General features: G+C 62.1%; 21 protein-coding genes and 1 pseudogene. 15 read left to right on the forward strand and 7 right to left on the reverse strand.

The window, feature by feature from the left end:
• The 10 genes and pseudogenes from RTQ83_RS10905 to RTQ83_RS10950 form a co-directional block, all read left to right on the forward strand.
• Positions 1 to 455, forward strand: a pseudogene (locus tag RTQ83_RS10905) (hypothetical protein); the annotation flags it as partial.
• Positions 456 to 558: 103 nt separating this feature from the next.
• Positions 559 to 957: a hypothetical protein gene (locus tag RTQ83_RS10910; RefSeq protein ID WP_312514269.1), complete on the forward strand. Its 399-nt coding sequence runs from the start codon at positions 559 to 561 to the stop codon at positions 955 to 957.
• A 12-nt stretch (positions 958 to 969) separates the two neighbouring features.
• On the forward strand, positions 970 to 1,656 hold the full coding sequence (locus RTQ83_RS10915; RefSeq protein ID WP_312514271.1) for a C39 family peptidase: 687 nt from the start codon (positions 970 to 972) through the stop codon (positions 1,654 to 1,656).
• An 11-nt stretch (positions 1,657 to 1,667) separates the two neighbouring features.
• Complete coding sequence (locus RTQ83_RS10920) at positions 1,668 to 2,216, forward strand: hypothetical protein (protein WP_312514273.1); 549 nt, start codon at positions 1,668 to 1,670, stop codon at positions 2,214 to 2,216.
• 30 nt (positions 2,217 to 2,246) lie between these two features.
• On the forward strand, positions 2,247 to 3,851 hold the full coding sequence (locus tag RTQ83_RS10925) for a hypothetical protein (protein WP_312514275.1): 1,605 nt from the start codon (positions 2,247 to 2,249) through the stop codon (positions 3,849 to 3,851).
• Positions 3,852 to 4,055: 204 nt separating this feature from the next.
• Positions 4,056 to 4,262: a cold-shock protein gene (locus RTQ83_RS10930; protein WP_312514277.1), complete on the forward strand. Its 207-nt coding sequence runs from the start codon at positions 4,056 to 4,058 to the stop codon at positions 4,260 to 4,262.
• A 193-nt stretch (positions 4,263 to 4,455) separates the two neighbouring features.
• Positions 4,456 to 7,176: a type VI secretion system Vgr family protein gene (locus tag RTQ83_RS10935; protein WP_312514279.1), complete on the forward strand. Its 2,721-nt coding sequence runs from the start codon at positions 4,456 to 4,458 to the stop codon at positions 7,174 to 7,176.
• A 20-nt stretch (positions 7,177 to 7,196) separates the two neighbouring features.
• Positions 7,197 to 9,362 (forward strand): hypothetical protein, encoded by a 2,166-nt coding sequence (locus RTQ83_RS10940; protein ID WP_312514281.1) that lies wholly within the window; start codon positions 7,197 to 7,199, stop codon positions 9,360 to 9,362.
• Between the two features lie 29 nt (positions 9,363 to 9,391).
• On the forward strand, positions 9,392 to 10,867 hold the full coding sequence (locus RTQ83_RS10945) for a hypothetical protein (RefSeq protein ID WP_312514283.1): 1,476 nt from the start codon (positions 9,392 to 9,394) through the stop codon (positions 10,865 to 10,867).
• Positions 10,868 to 10,883: 16 nt separating this feature from the next.
• Positions 10,884 to 11,147, forward strand: a complete 264-nt coding sequence (locus RTQ83_RS10950; protein ID WP_312514285.1) for a PAAR domain-containing protein — start codon at positions 10,884 to 10,886, stop codon at positions 11,145 to 11,147.
• 42 nt (positions 11,148 to 11,189) lie between these two features.
• Here RTQ83_RS10950 and RTQ83_RS10955 read toward each other — a convergent pair whose 3' ends face one another.
• From RTQ83_RS10955 to RTQ83_RS10975, 5 genes are all read right to left on the reverse strand, one after another.
• Positions 11,190 to 11,645 (reverse strand): DUF971 domain-containing protein, encoded by a 456-nt coding sequence (locus RTQ83_RS10955; protein ID WP_290418595.1) that lies wholly within the window; start codon positions 11,643 to 11,645, stop codon positions 11,190 to 11,192.
• 14 nt (positions 11,646 to 11,659) lie between these two features.
• Complete coding sequence (locus tag RTQ83_RS10960; RefSeq protein ID WP_312514289.1) at positions 11,660 to 12,094, reverse strand: HIT family protein; 435 nt, start codon at positions 12,092 to 12,094, stop codon at positions 11,660 to 11,662.
• The gene (locus RTQ83_RS10965; RefSeq protein ID WP_312514291.1) at positions 12,091 to 16,104 is read right to left on the reverse strand and encodes a DUF3683 domain-containing protein; all 4,014 of its coding nucleotides are present in this window, start codon (positions 16,102 to 16,104) and stop codon (positions 12,091 to 12,093) included. The genes RTQ83_RS10960 and RTQ83_RS10965 overlap by 4 nt, the downstream gene beginning before the upstream one ends.
• A 223-nt stretch (positions 16,105 to 16,327) precedes the next feature.
• On the reverse strand, positions 16,328 to 16,939 hold the full coding sequence (locus tag RTQ83_RS10970; RefSeq protein ID WP_312514293.1) for a flavin reductase family protein: 612 nt from the start codon (positions 16,937 to 16,939) through the stop codon (positions 16,328 to 16,330).
• 92 nt (positions 16,940 to 17,031) lie between these two features.
• The gene (locus tag RTQ83_RS10975; protein ID WP_312514295.1) at positions 17,032 to 17,535 is read right to left on the reverse strand and encodes a YqaA family protein; all 504 of its coding nucleotides are present in this window, start codon (positions 17,533 to 17,535) and stop codon (positions 17,032 to 17,034) included.
• A 182-nt stretch (positions 17,536 to 17,717) separates the two neighbouring features.
• Here RTQ83_RS10975 and ilvA point away from each other — a divergent pair, with 182 nt between their 5' ends.
• The 5 genes from ilvA (at position 17,718) to rapZ (ending at position 22,925) form a co-directional block, all read left to right on the forward strand.
• Complete coding sequence (gene ilvA, locus RTQ83_RS10980; protein WP_312514297.1) at positions 17,718 to 19,256, forward strand: threonine ammonia-lyase, biosynthetic; 1,539 nt, start codon at positions 17,718 to 17,720, stop codon at positions 19,254 to 19,256.
• A gap of 21 nt (positions 19,257 to 19,277) precedes the next feature.
• Positions 19,278 to 20,105, forward strand: coding sequence for an NADPH-dependent 7-cyano-7-deazaguanine reductase QueF (queF, locus tag RTQ83_RS10985; protein WP_312514299.1), 828 nt, complete (start codon positions 19,278 to 19,280; stop codon positions 20,103 to 20,105).
• 365 nt (positions 20,106 to 20,470) lie between these two features.
• A complete protein-coding gene (locus RTQ83_RS10990) occupies positions 20,471 to 20,953 on the forward strand; it encodes a PTS sugar transporter subunit IIA (protein WP_312514301.1) in 483 nt (160 codons plus the stop codon).
• A gap of 44 nt (positions 20,954 to 20,997) precedes the next feature.
• Entirely contained in the window at positions 20,998 to 21,933 is a 936-nt protein-coding gene (gene hprK, locus RTQ83_RS10995; RefSeq protein ID WP_312514303.1) for an HPr(Ser) kinase/phosphatase, read from the forward strand.
• A gap of 113 nt (positions 21,934 to 22,046) precedes the next feature.
• Positions 22,047 to 22,925 carry an RNase adapter RapZ gene (rapZ, locus tag RTQ83_RS11000; RefSeq protein ID WP_312514305.1) on the forward strand — a complete coding sequence of 293 codons (879 nt, stop codon included), beginning with the start codon at positions 22,047 to 22,049 and terminating at the stop codon, positions 22,923 to 22,925.
• A 28-nt stretch (positions 22,926 to 22,953) separates the two neighbouring features.
• Here rapZ and RTQ83_RS11005 read toward each other — a convergent pair whose 3' ends face one another.
• Positions 22,954 to 24,024 (reverse strand): DUF5694 domain-containing protein, encoded by a 1,071-nt coding sequence (locus RTQ83_RS11005; protein WP_312514307.1) that lies wholly within the window; start codon positions 24,022 to 24,024, stop codon positions 22,954 to 22,956.
• A gap of 87 nt (positions 24,025 to 24,111) precedes the next feature.
• The gene (locus tag RTQ83_RS11010; protein ID WP_312514308.1) at positions 24,112 to 25,197 is read right to left on the reverse strand and encodes an enoyl-CoA hydratase/isomerase family protein; all 1,086 of its coding nucleotides are present in this window, start codon (positions 25,195 to 25,197) and stop codon (positions 24,112 to 24,114) included.
• Between the last annotated feature and the right edge of the window lie 110 nt (positions 25,198 to 25,307).

Genomic DNA, 25,307 nt, shown 5'->3' on the forward strand with positions numbered 1-25,307 from the left:
CCGGCGGCGCAGGCGGCGCGGGCCAGGGCGGCACGGCCGGCACCGGCGGCATGGGCGGTTCGGGCGCGGAAGCGACCGCATCGACCGGCACCGGCGGCGCGGGCGGCTCCTCGACCGGCGGCTCGGCCACCGGCGGTTCGGCCACCTCGGGTGACGCTACCTCGGGCGCCGGCGGCGCAGGCGGCAACGGCGGCGCCACCACCGGCGGCGCCGGCGGCAGCGGCGGCGAACTGGTTGCAGGCGCAGGCACCGGCGGCTTCGGCGGCGCGGGCACCGGCGGCAACGGCGGCACCGCCAACGTGAGCGCAGGCGAATTCAACATGTCGAACTCGATGAGCGGCATCGCCCAGTCGGCTGCAGGCATCTCGATCATCAGCCAGAACAACGGCTTCTCGTCGCTGATCCAGCAGAGCGTCAACGTGCAGTCGAACATGAACGTCGGCGGCCAGCAGTAATGGAGGATCCCGCCGGGTGCCACGCGGCACCTGGCGGGGTATTCGCCATTATCAATCCGCCACGCGCCTGTTGACGCGTGGCGGTTTTTTCGAGCGAGGCATCATGAAACGGATTACCCCTCTTCTGCTGGCGGCGCTGGTTGCCCTGCCGGTCGCGGCCCAGGCCGGCGAGCCGGACAAGCTGCCGGTGAACGTGAGCTTCCTGTCGAAGGTGCAGGTCGCGCCGAGCCAGGACGCGGATGCGGCCGACGGCTGGGGCAAGACGGCCGACACCGCGGCGCTGGGCGAGCTGCGCGGCGGCGCCGACACGGTGTTCACCGAAGCGTCGGCGACCCTGAGCGGCACGGTCGGCCACAACGTCGCCAACAACGTCACCACCGGCTTCAACGTGATCGACAACGGCTCGTTCTCGGGCGCTTCCGGCTTGCCGGTCGTGATCCAGAACAGCGGCGCGAACGTGCTGATCCAGAACGCCACCGTCATCAACCTGCAACTGCAATAAGCGATACCACGCATGAAACGAAGCCTCTTTCTTGCTGCACTCAGTGTTTCATGGGGCGGCTTCCTGCTGACGCCGACCACGGCGTCGGCACTCGACCTGGCGGTCCTGCCGCGCGTGAACGTGCCGGTGACCAGCCTCAAGGACATCAAATTCCAGCGCACCACGCGCCAGCAATACGACTACAGCTGCGGCGCGGCGGCGGTTGCCACGCTGCTCTCGCACCACTATTCCACCCCGACGCCGGAACAGGACGTGTTCCAGCAGATGTACGCCAACGGCGACAAGGCCAAGATCCACAAGGAAGGCTTCTCGATGCTGGACATGCAGCGTTTCCTGGCCACGCGCGGTTTCCGCGCCGACGGCTTCAAGCTGCCGATCGAAAAACTGATCAAGGAAAAACTGCCTGCCATCGTGCTGGTGACCGACCGCGGCTTCAACCACTTCGTCGTGGTCAAGGGCTCGGAAGACGGCCGCATCCTGCTGGGCGACCCGTCCACTGGCAACCGCGTGGTGAGCATGGAACGGTTCCAGGAAATCTGGCGCAACAAGCTGCTGTTCGTGATCCACAGCCACAAGGACAGCGTGGCCTTCAACACCCCCGAGGACTGGCGCGGCGCCCCGCGCGCGCCGCTCGGCACCGGCATGCACCAGGACCAGCTCAGCGCCTCGCTGCCGAAATTCGGCCCCGGCGATTTTTAAAGGAAATACCTATGCGCTGGACACGATTTACATGGGCAGGATGGGCCAGGGGAGTCGCCCTCGGCGCCGCCCTGCTGGCAGCGCTCGGCGCGCCGACGGTGCAGGCCGCGAACGACGGCGTGGCCGATGCCGCGCCGCTGTCCGCCTTCGGCGCACCGGTCGAAGCCGACACCCTGGACGGCGCACGCGGCGGCTTCGAAGTCGCCGGCGGCCTCAACCTGGCACTCGGTATCGAGCGCGTGGTGTCGGTCAACGGCGAGGTGCTGTCGCGCACCAATATCTCGATTCCCGATCTGTCGGCGATGACCTCGGAGCAGGCGCGCCTGGCGCAGGACGCGCTCGGCGCGGCCAAGCTGATCCAGATCGGCGGCAACAACTTCGTGGGCAGCGACATCGCGCTCAACAATGGCGCCACCTTCCTCCAGAACACGCTCGACGGCCAGGACATCCGCGCCGCCACCACCATCTCCTCCACCGTCAACAGCATGTCGCTGCTGAAGGACATGAATTTCCAGTCGACGATTCGTGACGGGCTGGTACGTTCAGCCGGAAACTTGTAATATTGTTAATTATAACTCTGGAGACTCCGGATGTACCCACATGTCGCGCGGCTCGGCGCCGCCGGCCTGGCTGCCGCCCTCCTGGCGCCGCCCGTCCTTGCTCAGCAATCCCCTCCACCTGGCGCCGAATCCGGCATCCAGGAACAGAAGAATGAACTGTCCCAACTGAAGAACGAACTGGCCGAGCAGCGCGCCCTGGTCAACCGCCTGGTGGAAGAACTGCAGGCCCAGCGCGCGCAGCTGCAGCGCATGCAGGCCACGGCGCCTGCGGGTGCAACAGCAGCAGCGCCGGCCCTGGCGGTGGCGCAGCAGGGGACCATCATCACCGATCCGACCCCGCTGGCCGGCGCCCCGTTCGCGCTGCCAACCGCCGGCGCCGACGGCGTCACGCTGTCGCAGCTGCGCGGTACCGGCGGTGCCGGCTTCATGAGCGGCGACATGAGCGGCCAGGCGCCGGTGGCCCAGCCGCCGCAACTGCCGCCGGCCGTGACCGGCGTGCCGGCCCCGGTGCCGCCGCAGCAGCGTCCGAATCAACCGACCGTGCCGGTCCCTGTCCCGGCCCCGGCCAACCCTGCAGCGCAGCAGCAGGCGCAGACCCAGCAGCGTCCGCCGCAACAGGGTCAGCAACCTCAGCAGAACCAGCAACCGCAGCAGGCGAACAACCAGCAGCCCAACAAGCCGCCCGAGATCGCGCCGATCACCGACCAGCCGGGCGTGCTGACGCCGCGCGGCACTTACGTGGTGGAGCCGGCGGCGCAGTTCGGCTACTCGTCCAGCAACCGGGTGGCGCTGGTCGGCTACACCGTGATTCCGGCGCTGCTGATCGGCCTGGTGGACGTACGCGAAATCAAGCGCAACACCTTCACTACCTCGATCACCGGCCGCACGGGCCTCTCCAACCGGATGGAGGTCGAGGTCAAGGTGCCGTATGTGTACCGCTCGGACGCCACGGTCAGCCGCGAGCTGTTCACCGGTACCGCGGTCGAGCGCGTGTTCGACACCACCGGCAAGGCGATGGGCGACATCGAAGTCGCCGGGCGCTACCAGCTCAACAACGGCGGCGCCGACAAGGGCTATTACATCGCCGGCCTGCGCTACAAGAGCCGCACCGGGCGCGATCCGTTCGAAGTCGTGACCGACTGCGACCGCCGCTGCATCGGCGAGAACGTGACCGGCACCGGCCTGCCGTTGACGCTGCCGACCGGCTCCGGCTTCCACTCGCTGCAGGGCAGCCTGACCTGGCTGTATCCGTCCGACCCGGCGGTCTTCTTCGGCAGCCTGAGCTACCTGCACAACTTCAAGCGCGACGACGTGACGCGCCTGGTGCGCAACGGCGAGCGCGAGCCGCTCGGCACGCTCGAGCCGGGCAATGTGCTGGGCTTTAACTTCGGCATGGGCCTGGCGCTCAACGACAAGGCTTCGCTCAGCCTCGGCTACGACCACAGCACGATCGCGCGCATGCGCCAGAACGGCACCATCGTGCCCGGCTCGGTACGCACCCAGCTCGGCACCCTGCTGCTGGGCTATTCGTACCGCCTCAGCCCGCAGCGTTCGCTGAACATCGCGGTGGGCGCCGGCGTCACCCGCGACACCCCGGACGTGACGCTGACGGTGCGCATGCCGATGACGTTCTGACGTGCCTCCGGCCGCCTGGACCTCACGGGAACCATGCGGCCGGGATGCATTGTGAAAAAAATGCCGCACGATTACAAAATCTTGCTGAAATTTTAAAAATACTCTCTATAATCAGATTTGCAACGTTGAGTGTTTCGCTGGTTCCAGTCCTCCGATTCGCCTGCGAAGCATTACAGAGACAACTTAAAAATTTGAGGGAATAACATGGCGACTGGCATTGTCAAATGGTTCAACGACGCAAAAGGTTTTGGCTTCATCACCCCTGACGGCGGCGGCGAAGACGTCTTCGCGCACTTCTCGGCGATCAACAGCACCGGTTTCAAGTCGCTGCAGGAAAACCAGCGCGTGACCTTCGACATCACCGCTGGCCCGAAAGGCAAGCAGGCTGCCAACATCCAGCCGCAAGCGTAATGTCGCTGCCCGCCTGATTCGGCGGGCACACAAACGAAAAGAGCACGTCCGAGGACGTGCTCTTTGTCGTTTACGGCAGCAATATCGGTACTTGCGCGATCGCATCACTTGAGCCGAGGGAATTGGTCACACTTGACGGGTTTTTGAATGTCAACATGCCTGCACCAGCGGGCGTTACTCAAGGACCCTGCGAATGAATGCTGCCATACCCGCCGCCATCCTGACCGACAGCAATCGACCGATCCGCCTCCGGATCTGGAACCAATCCGGCGTCAGCGAAGACGTCTTGCTGGTCAAGCATGTCAGCGGAACCGAGACGATGTGCGGCGGAATTGAATACCACCTCCTGTGCGTCGCGTCCCGCGTCGGCATGCCGCTCAAGGAATTCATCGCCAATCCTGTCGAACTGCAGTTCGTGACCGATACCGGCGACCTGCGGTCGGTACGCGGCATCGTCGCCGAAGCCGCCGAAGGACAGAGCGACGGCGGATTGGCGACTTATCAGCTGACCGTACGCGACGCCTTCGCGTTGCTCGACAAGACCTGCAATACCCGGGTTTTCCTCAACCTGAGTGAAGTCGATATCACCGCCATCCTGCTCAAGGAGTGGCGCATCGCCAATTCCATCGCCGCCACCGTCTTCGAATTCGACTTCCGGAATCTGAAATCCTATCCGGCGCGCCCATTCACCATGCAATACAACGAGTCGACCGCAGCCTTCCTGCGCAGGCTGTGGAAACGGCGCGGCATTGCCTGGTTCGTCCAGTCCGGCTCGTCGGTCGAAACGCGTGGCGACCATCCGCCGGTGCATACGCTGGTCTTGTTCGACGATGCATGGTCATTGAAAAAGAATGTCGCGGGAACGATCCGATTCCATCGGGACGACGCTACCGAGACCCGCGACACGATCACTGCGTGGCATGCCGTTCGTACGCTGGCGAGCGGTGTTGTCACACGTCGCAGCTGGGATGTTGCTCAGGCCCGGATGATCATGAGTCATGAAACCGGGTTGAACGACCAGGGCCCTTTCGGCAATCGCTTCGCCGCAGGGCTGGACGATTATCTGATCGATGCACCGCATGCGGGCAGTGACGGCACCGATTACCTCGACCTGGGACGGGCGCGAATCCAGCGTCATGAATACGCAGCCAAGTATTTTCACGGTGAAGGAAGCGATCGCAATATGTGCGTCGGCCAGTGGAACGGTATTGCCGGCCACCCCGAGCTCGATTCGCACGCTGCCACCGAGCGTGAATTCGTTGTCACCGAATTGCATGTCGAAGCCGAGAACAATCTGCCGAAAACGCTGGATGAACGCGTGCGGCATCTGTTTGCGCTGAACCACTGGCACAAAGGCAGCGCCAGCCTGCAACAAGCCAGCGCCGAGCGCGGAGTGCGCTATACCAACCGATTTACCTGCGTACGGCGCGGCATCCCGATCGTGCCGGCGTACGATCCCCGCGTCGATCTGCCTCGCACCACATTGCAGTATGTGACGGTGGTAGGGCCGGTGAATGAAGAAATCCATTGCGACGAATTCGGGCGCGTCAAGGTTCGCTTTCCCGGCTGCCGCGAAGAAGATCATGAGCATGCCCAAGGTGCTGGCGCATCAAACACCGACCGGGATTCGGCCTGGGTGCAGGTGGCGAATCCCTGGGCCGGTGCGCAATATGGATCGATTTCCCTGCCGCGCGTCGGGCATCAGGTCTTGTGCGCTTTCGTGGGGGGCGATCCGGATAAACCGTTGATCATCGGCCGTGCTCATGGCGGCCGCACGCCCCCGCCTTCGTTCAACCGTCGTAGCCGTCTGCCTGGCGACAGATACCTGTCGGGCATTGTCAGCAAGGAAGGCAAAGCCGAACGCCACAACCAGCTGCGAATGGACGATACGCCCGGACAAATCAGCGTCCAGTTGGCAAGCGCGCACGGCCAGAGCCAGCTCAATCTTGGTTACCTCACTCACCCGCGCTGCGATGGCGAGGCTACTGCGCGCGGCGCCGGTTTTGAATTGGCGACAAACGACAGTGGCGCGATTCGTACGGCGAAGTCGCTCCTGATTTCGGCATGGAAGCGGCTCGACGCATGCGGGATGCAATTGAGCGGCGAGGAGCATCTGGCGCTGATGCAGGATTGCCTCGACCTGTTCAAGTCGCTCGGACGATACGCTGCGGAACATCAGGCATTACCGGTCGATGCGGCGTCGCAAGAAGAGCTGAAATCGTACCTCGATGCCTCTGGGGGCGCTGAAAACAGCGATGGGAGTGACGAACCGACACTGAGCGTGACGGCGCCGTCAGGGGTCGCTTTCAGCACACCGAAAACCCTGGTCAGCTACGCGGGCACCAATATCGATTCGGTGGCGCAGCAGCACCTGCAGCTGACCAGTGGGGCGCGTTTCAATCTCAACGCCGGTAAGGGAATCTCGCTGTTCTCGCACATGGATGGCATCACCCAGGTAGCGCACAAGGGAAAGTTTGTCATGCAAAGCCAGCATGACGACATGGGGATCGATGCGGCCAAGGATTTAAAGGTCACGGCAGGCAAGCGCATGGTGTTCATGGCCGAGGATGAGATCACGCTGATCGTCAGCGGCGGCGCTTATCTCAAGCTCAAAGGCGGCGCGGTCGAAATCGGCGGGCCGGGGGCAATGACGATCAAGACCGATGGGCACCATTGGAATGGGCCGGCCAGCGGCAAGACCGAACTGCCGACCTTCAGCACCGGCGAATTCGGCCGTATTCCGCGGCTGTTGCGGGCGACCGATGGCAAGCCGGTGGAGGGCATGAAGGTGCATGTCGAACGCTCTGGTGACAGTCCTCTCTCAGGCCAGACCAACAGCGCTGGAGAGGGAGAAATGATTACGGTCGACCACTTGCAGCAATTGAAAGCGACATTCTACAAACCACTGAAATAGCATTCACTGGAGCAGACATCATGTCCTCGCCGTCCATTGCAGAAAGCCCATCGATCAGTCCTCTCGATGATCCAGAAAACCGCGTGCTAGGTTACCGGTGCGGTACGGTCTTGCTTACTCCAAAATATTTGGACGTGGTGATGCAGCTCCCACTACCTGGCATCGTTATTTTTGTTCATGGTGTCAATTCGGACGGCGAGTGGTATACGCAGACAGAGCAAGGCTTATGCGATGGCCTCAATGATCGTCTGAAGCGGCGTACGGAACACTTGGTACATCCAACGCCCGAAGGCGGGCAGCTACGACCGGCGCGGTACTTGTCTGAGCTCACCCCGGATGGGTTCATCAATCCCGAAAGAAAATCGGACAACTTTATCGAGTCAAGCAGTCACTTTTCTCCCGTCATCCAGTTTCGATGGGGATACAAGGCAAGCAGCGAAGAGTTGCAGGACTTTGGCGCTGGGATCTATTTGAACGAGAAAAACTATTGGGGCGGGGGGCCTTTTGCCAATGGCTGCACCGCATTGCCTGATTTATGGGGCGGCGGGCTATCTGACCAGCTATTTCTGTGGCTGCACGTGCAGCACATGAATCCAACCAACGACCGTAAAGTCTATGCCTGTCCGCCGCGGCCCTACTACGTCCTGGCAGCACTGCGCCTGGCCAAGCTAGTAGAGTCGATTCGCAAGAAACAGGCTGATGTGCCAATTACGATTGTCTGCCACAGCCAAGGCAACATGATTGGGATGGCAGCGGCATTTCTCGGCGATCGACTCGATTCGGTAACAGACATGTCAGGGAAAACCGGGCGCTGCGTCGCTGATAACTACGTGTTGTGCAACCCACCATATAGTCTGGTCAAAAAGAATGGTACGCAAGACTGGGTGGAACGCGGCATGACGGATGCCGCTGGCAATACTGGCCGTCAGAGTTGGGAAGCGCGCATCGGCACCTTGCGCGCATTCTTCGACATCATTCGACAACAAGCATCAGCCGCACAACCGATCGCGACCATCGACGAAGCGATGAAGAACGAAGTTCATGGTTTCGATGCGCAATCGGACCGGACGAAGTATGGGTATGGCGCCGCCCCATCGACTCACGGACGTGTAACCCTGTACTTCAATCCCCATGACCAAGTCATCTCGGCAACGACGATCCAAGGTATCGGTTGGCGTGGTCTGGACCAAGCCGAGATAGACGCTGCCAATGGGACAGGCGTGTTCTGCCAGCGAGTTTTTTCCCAAGGCTTCGAAGTGGGCAAACAAGGGAGTTACGACTTCTGGGCAAATCAGTATAACCAACCGAAACGTGGAACGCATGATTACTGGTACCCACCTTCGCCGGTTGCACGCTACTCGCTGGAAAAAGGATTGCAATCGAATACCGACGGGCTGGCGAAAATCATGACTATTGCAACGGCCCCCATCATGTACATCGTGACCAGTTTGGCAGGAACTCGCATCAACGCGCTGCCACCGAAAGACTGGAAAACACCGTTGTCGGGACCGGACCTGCCAGTTGGATTCAAGCCCGAAGGCATGCGATTTGGTTCATCGAGTACCGCGTTCGATCAAGGCATGGATGCCCCAGGGGAATATCGCGCAAAAGATCGTAAGCGTACAGCTGATGATCCATACGCGGGAGACCGTACCGTAAAGAAAGACGCTACTGCTGAAGCCAAGCGCAAGGGAACAGACGCGGCGGAGGGAGATGCGGAAAGTGAAGCGGCCCTGCTTTACGAACATCATGCCATGTTGCGCATGGAGGCCAGACGTGAAGGACTATACGACAAATCTGCCAAAGTAGAGAAAGAGGATGATCCGACAAAAGCCGATGATAAATATACAGAATGGCGTACCAAAAAAATCAAGGATGTCCTGGCAAAAAGTATCGACACCCATGCCACGGATCACTCAACCATCATGACCAATGCAATGCATGCGCAACGCGCGCTTGCGTATGACGTTGCAGTAGGCACTTGCCATATTAATGAACGGGACCTGAAAAAATTACGCATTGCTGCCGATTGGAGATTTTTGGAATCTTTAACTGATGACAATGCACATAAAGTTTATTTTGAATATTTCGACTCCGGACGTTTTGACAAAAAATCTCTCATTGAGTGGGCAAGCAAAGATAGTAGCGAAGGGAAAATTCCTTCAAAAATAGTTGACATCCGCTAGATCAATAAATAAGAGACTGGAACCGGCAGATGAAAAGACTTAAATTTGGCACCCGCAAACGCATTGCAATTAGCATAATTACTTTCGCCAGCATTCTTTTAATCTCAATATTTTTAGTCTGGCATATCGAAAAAAACGCTGCCACTGTCTTAACCGATGGAGAAATCATGATTCGCTTAATTATCATTCCAGCAATAATTTCCGTATCGATTTTTTTCTCAACAGCATCCGCAGAATCTTTACCTAAAGACGAAGTCGTCCACAAACAAAGCAATGTATCGAAGCATCGTACCCAACCTTTCGTTGCGCAGGTCATAGGATTGCAATGGCTAAATCCATTACAACGAATGGATTATCCAACGGAGTGGCAACTTCTATGGACAATGGGTCTAGTTGCACCCAATAAAAATGATGACATGGTCAAAACCAATCCTCAAAAATACGGCTCAGTACAATCCATATCATCGATTGCAGTTGGAAATGATGGGGAGGAAACTTTCGACGGGTATCACCGAAAATATCTGCGCGAGGTTTTTGTTCTCTATAGAGACAACTATTTTTCTGACTCTCGCTACTTTTATAATGCTCACTCTAAAAAAGACCGATCGACTTGGCGCGAATTGGCTGGCATACATATCGAGTATGCGCTTCCTGAAGAAAAAATAGATCCTATAAAAGCAGGAAAGGATCTTCAGGAATACGTTACTGACTATTTTGACATAGGCAACAAATCCTTTCCAAATTCATGGAGCAAAAGTACTCTTCCCGATATTAATGTAACTACCGGCGGCGCCAATGCGGGCTTTTCTTCACTAGCAAAAGGACTCGATTATTTACAAGCGCATCCATCTGAAACAGTATGGATCATGAATTGGGATGCGCCAAGCAGACCAAAAGACCGACAAATTGATGAGAATATTGTCCAACTAATACTCGCCGGACCAGACTACGAAACTGGGCGAGCGCCGCTAGCCTGGCTCTCTTATCCGGCCAGCGCAAAAGCGAGCGACTTCACGACCGAGTCAAAGCCATCGCCGCGATTGGTACAAGCATGGAAAACCGTCTTTGACAAAGCTGCGATCCATGCAGGCAAGCAAACGAGAGACATAGGTTTCGTGATCCACGATGCCAATGCTACTCATCCAGATTCAACAGAACGCCTAGCCCCTCTGGCACAGACCCTTACCGAACAGCTGCCTGAACTGGACTTTACCAAACAGACTTTCAATACTGCGGCTCTGCTCGGCGAAATGCGTGCAGGCAGTGCGCTTACAAACGTGGCGCTTGCCATTGCCTACGCTAATCACATCGGAAAAAACGTCTTGGTGGCCGGGACTACCGACCTGAACCAGCCCACAGCTACCGTCGTGATCCCTCCTGCCGTTGTCCGCCCCATCAATCCGGACGAGCCATGGTTCCGCGCCCGTGGAGGCAATACCACCTATCTGCCTTGGTGGGGATTACGCCACGATGCAACGAAAGGTTCCCAAGGCTATTCGCGCTGACTTAGAGGTGAATACGATGAAAAAAGTCATCCGGCTAGGCGACCCGACCACGCACGGCGGAAAAGTCATTGCCGCCGCGCCCAACACCACAGCGATGGGCGTCGCCGTGGCACGCAAGGGCGACCGCTGCTTCTGCCCGATACAGGGCCACCAGAGTTGTGTGATTGCAGAAGGAGACCCCATAGTGAAAATCGATGGAGTACCGGTCGCCTTCGAAGGTCACGCCACGAGCTGTGGCGCAAAGTTGATTTCCACTGTACCGAACAGTGGGCGCGGCTAGGCACGCTGCGCCGCTCGGGGCGAGCGACGCATCACTTAAGACTTACTTGCAGCCGCAGCTACCCGACCCGCATCCACCGCCACCGCCGCCCGACTTGGCAGCCCTGGCCGCCGCCACTTCCGGCAGCAGCGTGTCCGGCGCGCGGCCGGTGGCTTCGTCGAAGCCGGCGGCCTGCAGGCGGCCCAGGTACTGCTGCCACAGCGACTCCTGGCTGCGGCCCAGCTCATACAGATAGTCCCAGCTGAAGATGCCGGTGTCGTGGCCATCGGTGAAGACCGGCTTGATCGCGTAGTTTCCGACCTGCTCGACATCATTGATCCCGACTTCGCGCTTGCCCACTTGCAGCACTTCCTGGCCCGGGCCGTGGCCCTTGACTTCGGCCGACGGCGAATACACGCGCATCAGTTCGAATGGGATGGAGAAGGCGTTGCCGTCGTCGTAGGCGATGTCGAGCACGCGCGACTTCTGGTGGAGGGTCAGTTCGGTTGGATTAGGCATGATGACTTCTTTATTCAGTGAAAACGGCGCGCGATCGCGGCGCCAAGTTGGTTCGACAGCGTGCGGCGCGCCGCCAGGATAGCAGGGTCGGTCGAGCGCACCGCCTGCGCCCACACCGGGGCCGGGAAGTGCGCATCGTCCGCATAACGCGGGATCACGTGCCAGTGCAGGTGCGGCACCACATTGCCCAGGCTGGCCACGTTGACCTTCAGCGGCTGCATGACTTCGCGCACCGCCTGCTCGACCTGGAACACGGCCTCGTTCAGCAGCAGCCGGTCTTCGCGCGACAGGTCGCTCATCTCGCGCACGTGGTCGCGCCAGATCACGCGGCAAAAGCCGGGGTAGCCGGCATCGTCGACCACGATGACGCTGAACTTGTCGCCGGCCCAGACAACCGGCACCGACAGCGCGCACAGCTCGCAGCCAGGCTCACGCAACGCGGCCGTCATACCAGCACCCTTTCGATGCCGCCGTTGTTGGCGCGCTTGACGTAATCCGGCAGCCAGTCTTCGCCCAGCAGGTGCTTGGCGATTTCGACCACGATGTAGTCGGCGGTGGTGCCCGAGTCGTCGTTGTAGCGCGACAGGCCCTGCAGGCACGATGGGCAGCTGGTCAGGATCTTGACGTCGCCCTTGAAACCGTCGGCGCGCAGCTTATCCGCGCCCTTCTCCATCTCGACTTCCTTGCGCGAGCGGACCTGGGTCGCGATGTCCGGACGCGACACGGCGAAGGTGCCCGACTCGCCGCAGCAGCGGTCGTTCTTCTCGATCTTGACGTTATCCGCTGTGGACACCAGGGCGTTCACGGTCTTGAGCGAATCCTGCATCTTCATCGGCGTGTGGCAAGGGTCGTGGTACATGTAGCGGGTACCGTTCACGCCTTCCAGCTTGACGCCTTTTTCGAGCAGGTATTCGTGGATGTCCATGATGCGGCAGCCCGGGAAGATCTTCTCGAATTCATAGGTCGCCAGCTGGTCGTAGCAGGTGCCGCACGAAACCAGCACCGTCTTGATGTCGAGGTAGTTGAGCGTGTTGGCCATGCGGTGGAACAGCACGCGGTTATCCGTCATCATCTTGTCGGCCTTGTCGTACTGGCCGGCGCCGCGCTGCGGGTAGCCGCAGCACAGGTAACCCGGCGGCAGCACGGTCTGCACGCCGACTTCCCACAGCATCGCCTGCGTCGCCAGGCCGACCTGCGAGAACAGGCGCTCGGAGCCGCAGCCCGGGAAGTAGAACACGGCTTCGGTGTCGGCCGTGGTCTTCTTGGGGTTGCGGATGATCGGGATCACCTTGTCGTCTTCGATGTCGAGCAGCGCGCGCGCGGTCTTCTTCGGCAGGTTGCCCGGCATTTTCTTGTTGATGAAGTGGATCACCTGCTCGCGGACCGGCGCCTTGCCCGTGGTCGGCGGCGGCGCCGCGGTCTGCGGCTTGGCCAGGCCTTTCAACAGGCGGTTACCCAGGCGCTGGGCCTTGTAGCCCAGATCGACCATCGTCTTGCGCGTGGCGTTGATGGTGGTCGGGTCGGTCGCATTCAGGAAGAACATGGCCGCGCGGTTGGCCGGCTTGAAGCTGCGCTTGTCCATCTTGCGCAGCAGGTTACGCATGTTCATCGACACGTCGCCGAAGTCGATGTTCACCGGACAGGGCGTGACGCACTTGTGGCACACGGTGCAGTGGTCCGACACGTCCTCGAATTCTTCCCAGTGGCGGATCGACACCCCACGCCGCGTTTGTTCTTCATACAGGAAGGCTTCGATCAGGGCCGACGTCGCGAGAATCTTATCGCGCGGCGAATACAGCAGGTTCGCGCCTGGCACGTGGGTGGTGCACACCGGTTTGCATTTACCGCAGCGCAGGCAGTCCTTGATGCTGTTGGCGATCTCGCCGATATCGCTCTGCTGCATGATCAGCGACTCGTGGCCCATCAGGCCGAACGACGGCGTGTAGGCGTTGCGCAGGTCGGCGTGCGCACCTTCGAGATTGAGCAGCTTGCCCTTGTTGAAGCGCCCTTCCGGATCGACGCGCACCTTGTAGTCGCGGAACTCCTGGATCTCTTCGTCCATCAGGAATTCGAGCTTGGTGATGCCGATGCCATGCTCGCCCGAGATCACGCCGTCGAGCGAACGCGCCAGCCCCATGATGCGCTCGACCGCCTTGTGTGCGTCCTGCAGCATCGCGTAGTCGTCCGAATTCACCGGCAGGTTGGTGTGCACGTTGCCGTCGCCGGCGTGCATGTGCAGGGCGACGAACACGCGCGAGCGCAGTACGCGCTTGTGGATCGCGCTGCACTCGTCGAGGATGCATTTGTAGGCGGCGCCGTTGAAGATCTGGCGCAGTGGCGCGCGCAATTCCTGTTTCCACGACACGCGCACGGTATGGTCCTGCACCACGTCGAACAAGCGCGCGTCCGGCTGCACGGTCAGGCGCTGCGCCAGCGCCGCGTCCAGGTGATCGAGCCCGAACGATTCGAGCTGGGCGCGCGCATCGCTCAGCGGCATGTCGAGGTTGGCCAGGATGAAGCTCCAGCGCTTGCCGACCAGGTCGACCAGCGCGCGCGCCTGCAGCGGACGCTCGCCCATGATCTCGTCGCGGTCCACGCCGTCGCCGCTGGCGTCGTCGCTCTTCTCCAGCGGCAGGTGGTCGCTGGCCAGGTAGGCGGCCAGCTGCTCAACCAGTTGCAGCTTGTTCTTGATCGACAGCTCGACGTTGATGCGCTCGATGCCGTCGGTGTACTCGCCCATGCGACCCAGCGGAATGACGACGTCTTCGTTGATCTTGAAGGCGTTGGTGTGGCGCGCGATGGCCGCGGTACGGGCGCGGTCGAGCCAGAACTTCTTGCGCGCGTCAAGGCTCACGGCAACGAAGCCTTCGCCCACGCGGGTATTGGCCAGGCGCACCACTTCCGAGGCGGCCAGCGCCACCGCGTTCTCGTCGTCGCCGACGATGTCGCCGAACAGCGCCATCTTGGGCAGCACGCCGCGCTTGGATTTGGTGGCGTAGCCGACCGCGCGCAGGTAGCGTTCGTCCAGGTGTTCCAGGCCGGCCAGGCGCAGCGTGCTGAAGGCCGGATCGCCGTTCTTCGGCAGGCTGTCCAGGTAATCCTTGATCTCGACGATCGACGGGATCGCGTCGCGCGCCTGGCCGAAGAATTCGAGGGCCACGGTGCGCGTGAACTTCGGCATCTTGTGCAGGATCCAGCGGCTCGAGGTGATCAGGCCGTCGGTGCCTTCCTTCTGGATGCCCGGCAGGCCGGACAGGAACTTGTCGGTGACGTCCTTGCCCAGGCCTTCCTTGCGGAAGCGCTTGCCCTCGATGGTCAGGGTCTCGGTGCGGAACGGTTCACCTTTCGGCGCGCCTTTCGGGCTCGGATGGGTCCACTCCAGCAGGAATTCGGCGGTCGGCGCATCGTGGATCTTGCCCAGGTTGTGCTTGATGCGGGTGACGTCGAGCCAGTCGCCGTTGGGGTCGACCATGCGCCACGAGGCCAGGTTGTCGAGCGCGGTGCCCCATAACACGGCCTTCTTGCCGCCCGCGTTCATGGCGATATTGCCGCCCACGCAGGACGCGTGCGCCGAGGTCGGGTCGACCGCGAACACGAAGCCGGCCTTCTCGGCCGCCTGCGACACGCGTTGCGTCACCACGCCGGCATAGGTGTGGATGGTCGCGTATTCGCGCTCCACGCCCGGCAGCGCGGTCATCTCGACTTCGCCGATGCCGATCAGCTTTTCGGTATTGATCACGGCCGACATCGGCGTGAGCGGAATCGCGCCGCCGGTGTAGCCGGTGCCGCCGCCGCGCGGGATGATGGTCAGGCCCAGTTCGATGCAGCCCTTCACCAGGCCGGCCATTTCATCTTCGCTGTCGGGAATCACCACCAGGAACGGATACTCGACGCGCCAGTCGGTGGCGTCGGTCACGTGCGACGTGCGGTGCATGCCGTCGAAGCGGATGTTGCGCTTGTCGGTGTAGGCGCCCAGCACCTTCTGGGCGCGCTTGCGCAGGTCATAGGTATCGGCGAACTCGCGGCCGAAGTCGTCCACCGCACGGCGCGCGGCAGCGAGCAGCTGTTCGACCGCAGCGCTGCGGCTGGCCACCATCGCCGGATCATCGGCCGAATCGAGCGCATCGACCGTGGTGCGGCGCTTGTCGATTTCGGCCAGGCGGTGGTGCAAGGCCGCGATCAGTTCCGCGCGGCGCTTCGGGTTGTCCAGCAGGTCGTCCTGCAGATAGGGATTGCGGCGCACTACCCAGATATCGCCCAGCACCTCGTACAGCATGCGCGCCGAGCGCCCGGTCTGGCGCGCGCCGCGCAGGCTGTCGAGCAGCTCCCACGACGACTCACCGAGCAGGCGGATCACGATTTCGCGGTCCGAGAACGAGGTGTAGTTGTACGGGATCTCGCGCAGGCGCGCGGGAGCGTTATCGGCAAGCAGGGTATGGATATGTGCGGGTGCGTTCATTGGGTGCAGGCTGGAGATGCAGCTGGATGAGTCAACAGTCGGACGGGCCCGAAGGACGTTCATTCTAGCGTATTGCGATGCACCACGCTCGGGCAATGCCGGGTTTGCCATTCCTGGCAACGCAACAAAATGTTTATCCTAAAGATAAACTGCAAACTTTATTTGCCTTGGGATCAATCGCTGCAACGTTTATGCAGCGGGATCATCCGAATGGCATATCTCATCAGGTGGACTGCGCCGTGGTCGGGTCGCCGGCATCGGGCGCGGGTTCCCCGGCGCTGACCTCGAAGGCATCGCCGATCTCGAAGAAATGGCCACCGGCGACATAGTGGATGCTCTTCCTGCCGCCCGCTTCCATCTGCCAGTGGCCGTCGCGGAACGCCGCCGGATCGGCCCAGGCCGCCACCACTTCGCCCAGGAACAGGTCATAGGTTTCCTGGATGTGCGGCTCGGGGATCAGGCGGCATTCGAGCCAGGCGAGACAGCCGTCGAGCAGCGGTGCCGTGATGCGCTCACCGGTCCAGGCGCCGGCGCCGAAAGCGGCGAACTTGTCGATTTCACGGCCCGAGGTCGAGCCGACCTGCAGCGTCAGGCGCGCCAGTTCGCGCGACGGTACATTCAGGGCGAACTCGCCCGAGGCTTCGATCATGCGTCGCGTGAGCGTGCTCTTGTCGAGCACGACGGCGACCTTGGGCGGCTGGAAGTCGAGCGGCATCGACCAGGCGGCGGCCATCACGTTGACGGCGTCGCCGTGGCGCGCCGAGACGAGCACGGTCGGGCCGTGGTTCATCAGGCGGTAGGCTTTTTCGAGGGGAACGGGAAGGCGGTCGGTCATGCCATGCATCCTTGGAACGGCGTTAATAGGCTCAGTAAATGGGTTCAGGTAAAGAACCCATTATGACTGCGCTGCCAACCGCGTGCCGGACGCTAGCCGAAGATGCGCGTGAGCATGTCGCCGAGCGAATGCCAGAACCCGTCCGGGATGTACAGCAGCGCGATGGTCATGGTCAGATAGCGCGCGAACTTGCCGATCATCATGTACATCACGCTGGGCCAGAACGGCAGGTGCAGCCAGCCGGCCAGCGTGCACAGCGGATCGCCGATGCCCGGCAGCCAGGACAGCAGCATGGTCTTGGCGCCATAGCGCTTGAGCCAGTTGAACCAGCGGCTCTGGCGTTCCTTCGCGAAGGCCACCTTGGCGCGGTAGCCCAGGAAATAGTCGAAGGCACCGCCCAGCGTATTGCCCAGGGTGCCGACCAGGATCGCGGGCCAGAACATGTCGGGATTGGCTTTGATGACGGCGAACACCGCCGGCTCGGAGCCCAGCGGCAGCAAGGTGGCGGAAACGAAGCTGACAATGAAGATGGAGGTCAGACCTACGCTGGGTGCGGCGATGAGGTTCAGCAGCCACTGGACGGCGGATTCGATCATAAGCTTGAGCGTTGGTAATGTCGCTCCATTATAATGAAGCGCACATATCGTAACGACACGATACGTCCAGCCTGCAACCCAGCGCTGCGTATCGCCTGCAAGCAACGGTCACCCGCCCGAGCAGAACGGAACGCGTCGTCCGGATTTGCCAGCCATGCTGGCCAGACTTTTCCATCCCGACCATGACTACCGACTATCTCAAGAAAATCCTGACCGCCCGCGTCTACGACGTCGCCCAGGAAACCCCGCTCGACCTCGCTCCTACCCTGTCCCAGCGCATGGGCAACCGCATTTATTTCAAGCGCGAAGACATGCAGAGCGTGTTCAGCTTCAAGCTGCGCGGCGCTTACAACAAGATGGCGAACCTGACGCCCGAGCAGCTCAAGCGCGGCGTGATCTGCGCCTCGGCCGGCAATCACGCGCAAGGCGTGGCGCTGTCGGCCTGCCGCCTGGGCTGCCGCGCCCTGGTCGTGATGCCGACCACCACCCCGCAACTGAAAATCGACGCGGTCAAGGCGCGCGGCGGCGCCAGCGTCGAAGTGGTGCTGCACGGCGACTCGTACACCGACGCCTACAACCACGCGCTGTTGCTGGAAAAAGAACAGCGCCTGACCTTCGTGCACCCGTTCGACGATCCGGACGTGATCGCCGGCCAGGGCACGATCGGCATGGAAATCCTGCGCCAGCACTCGGGCCCGATCCACGCGATTTTCGTCGCCATCGGCGGCGGCGGCCTGATCGCCGGCATCGGCGCTTATGTGAAACAGATCCGGCCCGACATCCGCATCATCGGCGTCCAGACGCTCGATTCGGACGCCATGGCACGCAGCCTGCGCGCGGGCGAACGCGTGACCCTGAGCGACGTCGGCCTGTTCTCTGACGGCACCGCGGTGCGCCTGGTGGGCGAGGAAACCTTCCGCGTGGCCAAGGAAGTGGTGGACGAGATCATCCTGGTCGACACCGACGCCATCTGCGCCGCGATCCAGGACGTGTTCCAGGACACGCGCAGCATCCTCGAGCCGGCCGGCGCGCTGGCCGTGGCCGGCGCCAAAGCCTATATCGAGCGCGCACAGATGAATCGCGAACCGATCCGCGGCGAAACCCTGGTCGCGGTGGCCTGCGGCGCCAACATGAACTTCGACCGCCTGCGCTTCGTGGCCGAACGCGCCGAGCTGGGCGAATCGCGCGAAGCCGTGTTCGCGGTGACCGTGCCGGAGCAGCGCGGCAGCTTCCGCCGCTTCTGCGCCCTGGTCGGACCGCGCAACGTGACCGAATTCAATTACCGCATCAGCGATGCGAACGAGGCGCATGTGTTCGTCGGCGTACAGGTGGGCAACCGCAGCGAATCCGGCCTGCTGGCGCGCACCTTCGAAGAGCACGGCTACAAGACGGTCGACCTGACCCACGACGAGCTGGCCAAGCTGCACATCCGCCACCTGGTGGGCGGAAAAAGTCAGCTGGCGCACGACGAATTGCTGTATCGTTTCGAGTTTCCCGAACGGCCGGGCGCGCTGATGCGCTTCCTGGACAGCATGGCGCCGAACTGGAATATCTCGCTGTTCCATTACCGCAACCAGGGCGGCGACGTCGGCCGCATCCTGGTTGGATTGCAGGTGCCGAAGACCGAGATGGAAGAGTTCCGGCAATTCCTGGCGTCGCTCGGTTACCGCTACTGGGACGAGAGCGACAATCCCGTCTATAAATTGTTTTTGGGCTCGTAAGCCCTGTCTGTATTTTTTTCGATGAATACTCCTGATCAATCTCCTCTCGGCAAATCGTCGGCGTACCAGACCCAGTACGCCCCCGATTTGCTGTTCCCGATCCCGCGCCAGCAAAAGCGCGACGAACTCGGCTTGTCCGGCACCCTGCCGTTCTTCGGCGTGGACATCTGGAACGCCTATGAACTGTCGTGGCTGAACATGCGCGGCAAGCCGCAGGTCGCGATCGCGACTGTGACGGCGCCGGCCGATTCGCCGAATATCGTCGAGTCGAAATCGTTCAAGCTGTACCTGAACTCGTTCAACCAGACCCGCCTGGCCGGTCCCGACGCCCTGCTGGCGCTGCTGCGCGACGATCTGTCGGGTGCCTTCGGCGCGCCGGTCCACATCAGCCTGACGTCGCCGGAAAACTACGGCAGCCTCAAGATGGGCGAACTCGACGGTGAACTGCTCGACCGCCTGGATGTCGAAATCGACCAGTACTCGCCCTCGCCCGAGCTGCTGAGCGCCAACCACGACGAAGCGCCGGTCGAGGAGACCCTGGTGTCGCATTTGCTGAAATCGAACTGCCTGGTCACCGGCCAGCCGGACTGGGGTACGGTGCAGATCCGCTACGCCGGCCCGCAGATCGACCAGGAAGGCCTGCTGAAATACCTGATCGGCTTCCGCGAACACAATGAATTCCACGAGCAGTGTGTCGAGCGCATCTTCATGGACGTGTTGCGTCAGTGCAAGCCGAGTCAGCTGGCGGTGTATGCCCGCTACACCCGCCGTGGCGGCCTCGACATCAACCCATGGCGCGCCAACTTCAGCACCGGCAAACCATCCAACCTGCGTGGCGCGCGCCAGTAAATATCGATTCCGGGGCAGGATACGGCTGAGCGGCTGTGCGTTTTTGGCGACAGCCGCCCGCCGCGCGCAGCCCCTGGCCCGGCCGTGCCGGAGTTGCTGCCCTGCTCACGCTTTGAGCAAGGTGCGTGCAAAAATCGGAGAATTCGCGGCCCGGCAAGCATTTGCAGGTGCCGGCCGCGAATTTGTCTTAGAAATTGCGTGACACGTTCGATGAGCATCAATGGCTTATTCGGCATATTTGGCCAGGTGCCAAATGCCTGTCCGGCATGAACGGCAAACTGTCGCGAATTCGAGTGTCTTGGGCCGGAAACAGGCCTATAATCCGTGCTCGCTAGCACTCCCACTAGTGCATCGCACCACATGTCATGACGAATCTTAGCAAAATCCTTTCGCTCGAAAATGTGCAGCTCGACATCGAAGTATCGAGCAAGAAACGCGCTTTCGAGCAGGCTGGCCTGATCTTCGAGAACAACTGCGGCATCGCCCGCTCGACCGTGTCGGACAATCTGTTCGCGCGCGAGCGTCTCGGTTCCACCGGCCTCGGCCATGGCGTGGCCGTCCCGCACGGCCGCATCAAGGGCAGCAAGAGCCTGAAGGCGCCGCTGGCCGCCTTCGTGCGCCTGAAGGAGCCGATTCCGTTCGAGTCGCCCGACGGCCAGCCGGTCAGCCTGCTGTTCTTCCTGTTGATCCCGGACCATGTCACCCAGCAGCACCTGGAGATCCTGTCCGAGATCGCCGAGCTGTTCTCGGACGAGGCGGTGCGTACCGCCCTGGCCACCGACACCGATCCGAAGTCGGTGCACGAGCGCATCATCAACTGGCAACCCAGCCTGCAGGCCCTGGGTTAAACTGTCTGCTCGGCAATTGAGCCGCGCTTCCAACGACAATGCCCATGCTGCAGACTCCGCTGACCATCCAACGGCTGTACGACGATAATCGCGACAGCCTGCAACTCGGCTGGTTCGCGGGCTTTCCCGGCGGCGAGCGCCAGATCGCCGGCGACGCCGCGTCCGCGGCCGACCAGGTCGGCCACCTGAACCTGATCCACCCCGGGCGCATCCAGGTGTTCGGCCACCAGGAGCTGAACTATTACCACCGCCTGAAGTCCAATTCGCGCACCCATGTGATCGGCGAATTGATCGGCGGCGGCCCGCCGGCGCTGATCATCGCGCAAGGCCTGGAAACCCCACCCGACATCCTCGCCATCTGCGACGAGCAGAACATTCCGCTGTTCTCGACCCCGCTGCCGGCGGCGCAGGTGATCGACTTCCTGCGCGTCTACCTGTCCAAGAAACTGGCGCAGCGCGTCATCATGCACGGTGTGTTCATGGACGTGCTCGGCGTGGGCGTCCTGATCACGGGCGATTCCGGCCTCGGCAAAAGCGAGCTGGGCCTGGAGCTGATTTCGCGCTCGCACGGTCTGGTGGCCGACGACGCGGTCGAGTTCTCGCGCATCGCCCCCAACATGATCGAGGGCCGCTGCCCGCCGCTGCTGCAAAACCTGCTCGAAGTGCGCGGCCTGGGCCTGCTCGACATCAAGGCGATCTTCGGCGAGACCGCGGTACGGCGCAAGATGCGCCTCAAGCTGATCGTGCACCTGGTCAAGCGCGGCGCGATGGACGAAGAAGTCGAGCGCCTGCCGTTCCACTTCCCGACCGAAGACGTGCTCGGCCTGCCGATCCGCAAGGTCGTGATTCCGGTGGCGGCCGGCCGCAACATCGCGGTGCTGCTGGAAGCCGCCGTGCGCAATACCATCCTGCAACTGCGCGGCATCGACACGCTGCAGGAATTCATGGAACGCCAGCGCCAGGCGATGAGTTCGGACTGACACTCCTCATCGTATTGACCGGGTCGTTCTGACACGCCTCAATGATGTGAAAAGAGCATCGCAACGTGGTTTGCGATGTGCTCTTGCCCCTGCGGTTGCGGTATCATTCGCGCATGCACATCGTCCTCATTACCGGTATCTCCGGCTCGGGCAAATCGGTTGCCCTGAACGTCCTGGAAGACGCAGGCTACTACTGCGTCGACAACCTGCCGCCGGCCTTGCTGACGGCGCTGGTCGATACCGTGAACGAGACCGGCACCGGCAAGATGGCGGTGGCGGTCGATGCGCGCAGCGCCGAGTCGCTGGTCGAACTGCCGGTGAGCGTGCGCCGCCTGCGCGAGGACGGGCATTCGGTGAAGGTCATGTTTCTGACGTCGAGCACCCATTCGCTGGTGGCGCGCTTCTCGGAAACGCGCCGCAGCCACCCGCTGTCGCACGAGCTGCGCCCGGGCGAGAATCCCGCTTCGCGCCGCACCCTGATCGAATGCATCGCCGAAGAGCGCGAACGCCTGTCGGCGATCGAGAACCTGGGCCACGTGATCGACACCTCCGAACTGTCGGCCAATAAACTGCGCGCCTGGATCAAGGAACTGGCCGAGCTGGCGCATGCGCCATTGACGCTGTTCTTCGAATCGTTCGCCTTCAAGGTCGGCGTGCCGCTCGACGCCGACTTCGTGTTCGACGTGCGTGCGATCCCGAACCCCTACTACGACCTGGCGCTGCGCCCGCTGACCGGCAAGGACGCCCCGGTGATCGCCTTCCTCGACGCCCAGCCGAGCGCGGCCGAGATGCTGGAAGACATCCGCGCCTTCGTCGCCAAATGGCTGCCATCGTTCAAGACCGACAACCGCAGCTACCTGACGGTGGCGGTCGGCTGTACCGGCGGCCAGCACCGCTCGGTGTACATGGCCGAGCGCCTGGGCGCCTACTTCGGCGAGTCCGAGCGCGTGATCGTGCGGCATCGGGAGCAGCCGAAGAATCCGGCGGCCTGAGCCGCCCTAGTGCATCACATGGCGGCGTTCAGCGCAGCACGGCCGCCGCATCCACCACCTTTACGTCGTGCATCTGGTGCAGGTAGCTTTCCAGATATCCCTTGTGCGACGCGCCGACGATCACCAGCATGCGTTCGCCGGGCCGCGTGCCGATCGCCTCGCGGATGTTCGCCGCCATGCGCAGGTTGCGCGTTTCCCAGTAGCGCAGATAGCTGCGTCCGAAACGCTGCGGTGACGGCTCGTTCATGGCGGCGCCGAAGTCGCTGCGGAAGATGAGCTCTCCCTGGCCGGGTGCATTGTCCTCGCGATACATTTCCAGCACGCCTTCGGGGCTGTCGAGCCGCGCATTCTGTACCTTGTCGGTATCGAAGCGCTGCTTGGTTGCCGGGTTGTCCCAGGCTTTCGACAACGCATCGCCATAGGCCTTGCGGTCGTCCACCGCACTGTCGGCGGTATGGTCGTCCATCGGGACCAGACGTTCGTGACCGAGCCGGGCGGCCAGGCGTGCGCCGATCATCAGGCTTTCGTCGCGGCGCGTCTCCAGCGCCTGCAACTGAGCGACCAGGGCGGCGTCCAGACCGTCGCCGGCGCGCCGTTCGCCGGCCGGCAGGCGCAGCCATTGCACCAGGGCCGAACCCCGTTCGCCGCCCGCCAGGAACACGGCGGCCAGGCGGCGGCGCTGCGCGGCGCCGGGCGACTGCGGCATGGAAGCCAGCAGCGTCTCGGCTTGCGTGGTCGCCTCCATCACGTCGAGGCCGGTGGCAGTGCGGGCCGCCGTCGTATCGTGGCAGTAGGGATCGAGGCTGTCCTTGTAGCGGCGCGGATTGCGGCGCATGAAGTCGCATTGCACGCCGGACAGCGATTCGATCGCGATCGCATGCGGTTGCCAGCGCGCCAGCCGCTCGATCACGGGTTGCAGGGCCGCCTGCTGAACCTCCTTCGACAATTGCGACAGATGGGCCGAGCCCAGCACCAGCACTTCGCCGGCGCCGCCCGCGGCCGGCCCTTTCAAGCGCGATGGATCGAAGTCGGGCCGGTATTCCTGCGCCATGGCGGCGCTGCACAGGGTGATCGAAACCAGTAGTGGAAGCAGGCGCATCGCTCGGGTCCTCGTGAAGTCATGAAGGACCGATGCTCACACCCTATCCGGCGCAAGTCACGCGAAAATGGATATGCATGGACAACTTTATGCCAGCTGCCTGAGCGGATGCGCGGTGTCCGGCCACACCGGTTCGAAGAAGCGCGCCACCATCTGCGGCGTCACCTGCTCCAGCGTCGGCGGATTCCATTGCGGCAGGTTGTCCTTGTCGATCACCAGCGCGCGCACGCCTTCCAGCACTTCGCCGTGTTCGAAATTGCGGCGCACCAGCGAGCGCTCCAGGCGCAGGCAATCGGCCACGCCGAGCGCCGCACCGCGCTGCAACAGTTCGTGGGTCACGCACATCAGCAGCGGCGAGCGCTGGCGCATCGCCTTGAGTGCCCGCTGCGCGAATGGCGTCTCGTCGCCTTCGAGCGAGGCCATGATTGCCGCCACCGACGGTGCGCCGAAGTGGGTATCGATCAATGCGCGCTGCGCCTCCAATTCGGCGGCGCCGGCTTGCTCCGAGAATGGCGCGGCGAACGTGCGGATCGCGGCAGGCAACGCATCGCCCGGCGTGGCCGCGATCAGCGCCTGCAGCGCCGGCATCTGCTCGGCGGGGACGAACACGTCCGCCAGGCCGATGTACAGCGCATCGGCGGCGCCGATCGTCAGCCCGGTCAAGCCGAGATACATGCCCAGCTGGCCCGGCGCATGCGACAGGAAATGGCTGCCGCCCACGTCCGGGAACAAGCCGATGTTCACTTCCGGCATCGCCATTTTCGTGCGCTCGGTCACGATGCGCAGGCCGCAGTCGGGACCTCCCTGGGCGATGCCCATGCCGCCGCCCATCACCACCCCATCCATCAGCGCGATGTACGGCTTCGGATAAAAATGGATCAGGTGATTCAGCGCGTATTCTTCGGTAAAGAAATCTTCCAGCAGCGCGCTGCCGCCCTGCAGGCCGCCATGGCCGACGTCGTAAAAGAAGCGGATGTCGCCGCCGGCGCACAGCGCTTTCTCGCTGCTGCTCCTGAGCACTACAGCCGCCACCGACGCATCGTCCTGCCAGTCGCGCAGGATGGCGGCGAGCGCGCGCACCATCTCGAGCGACAGCGAATTCAGGGCCTTGGGACGATCGAGGGTGATGATGCCGGTGCCGTTGGCGACGTGGGTCAGGACGTGGTCGGTCATGGTACTTTCCAGATCAAGAAAGCATGCATTCTACCGAACGTGGAGGCGCACGAAAACGAAGGGACTGGATGCAAAAAGGGCGTCCCATTGGACGCCCTTAGCTATGCTGC

The organism is Massilia sp. (assembly GCF_031995545.1).
Classification (GTDB): Bacteria; Pseudomonadota; Gammaproteobacteria; order Burkholderiales; family Burkholderiaceae_D; genus Telluria.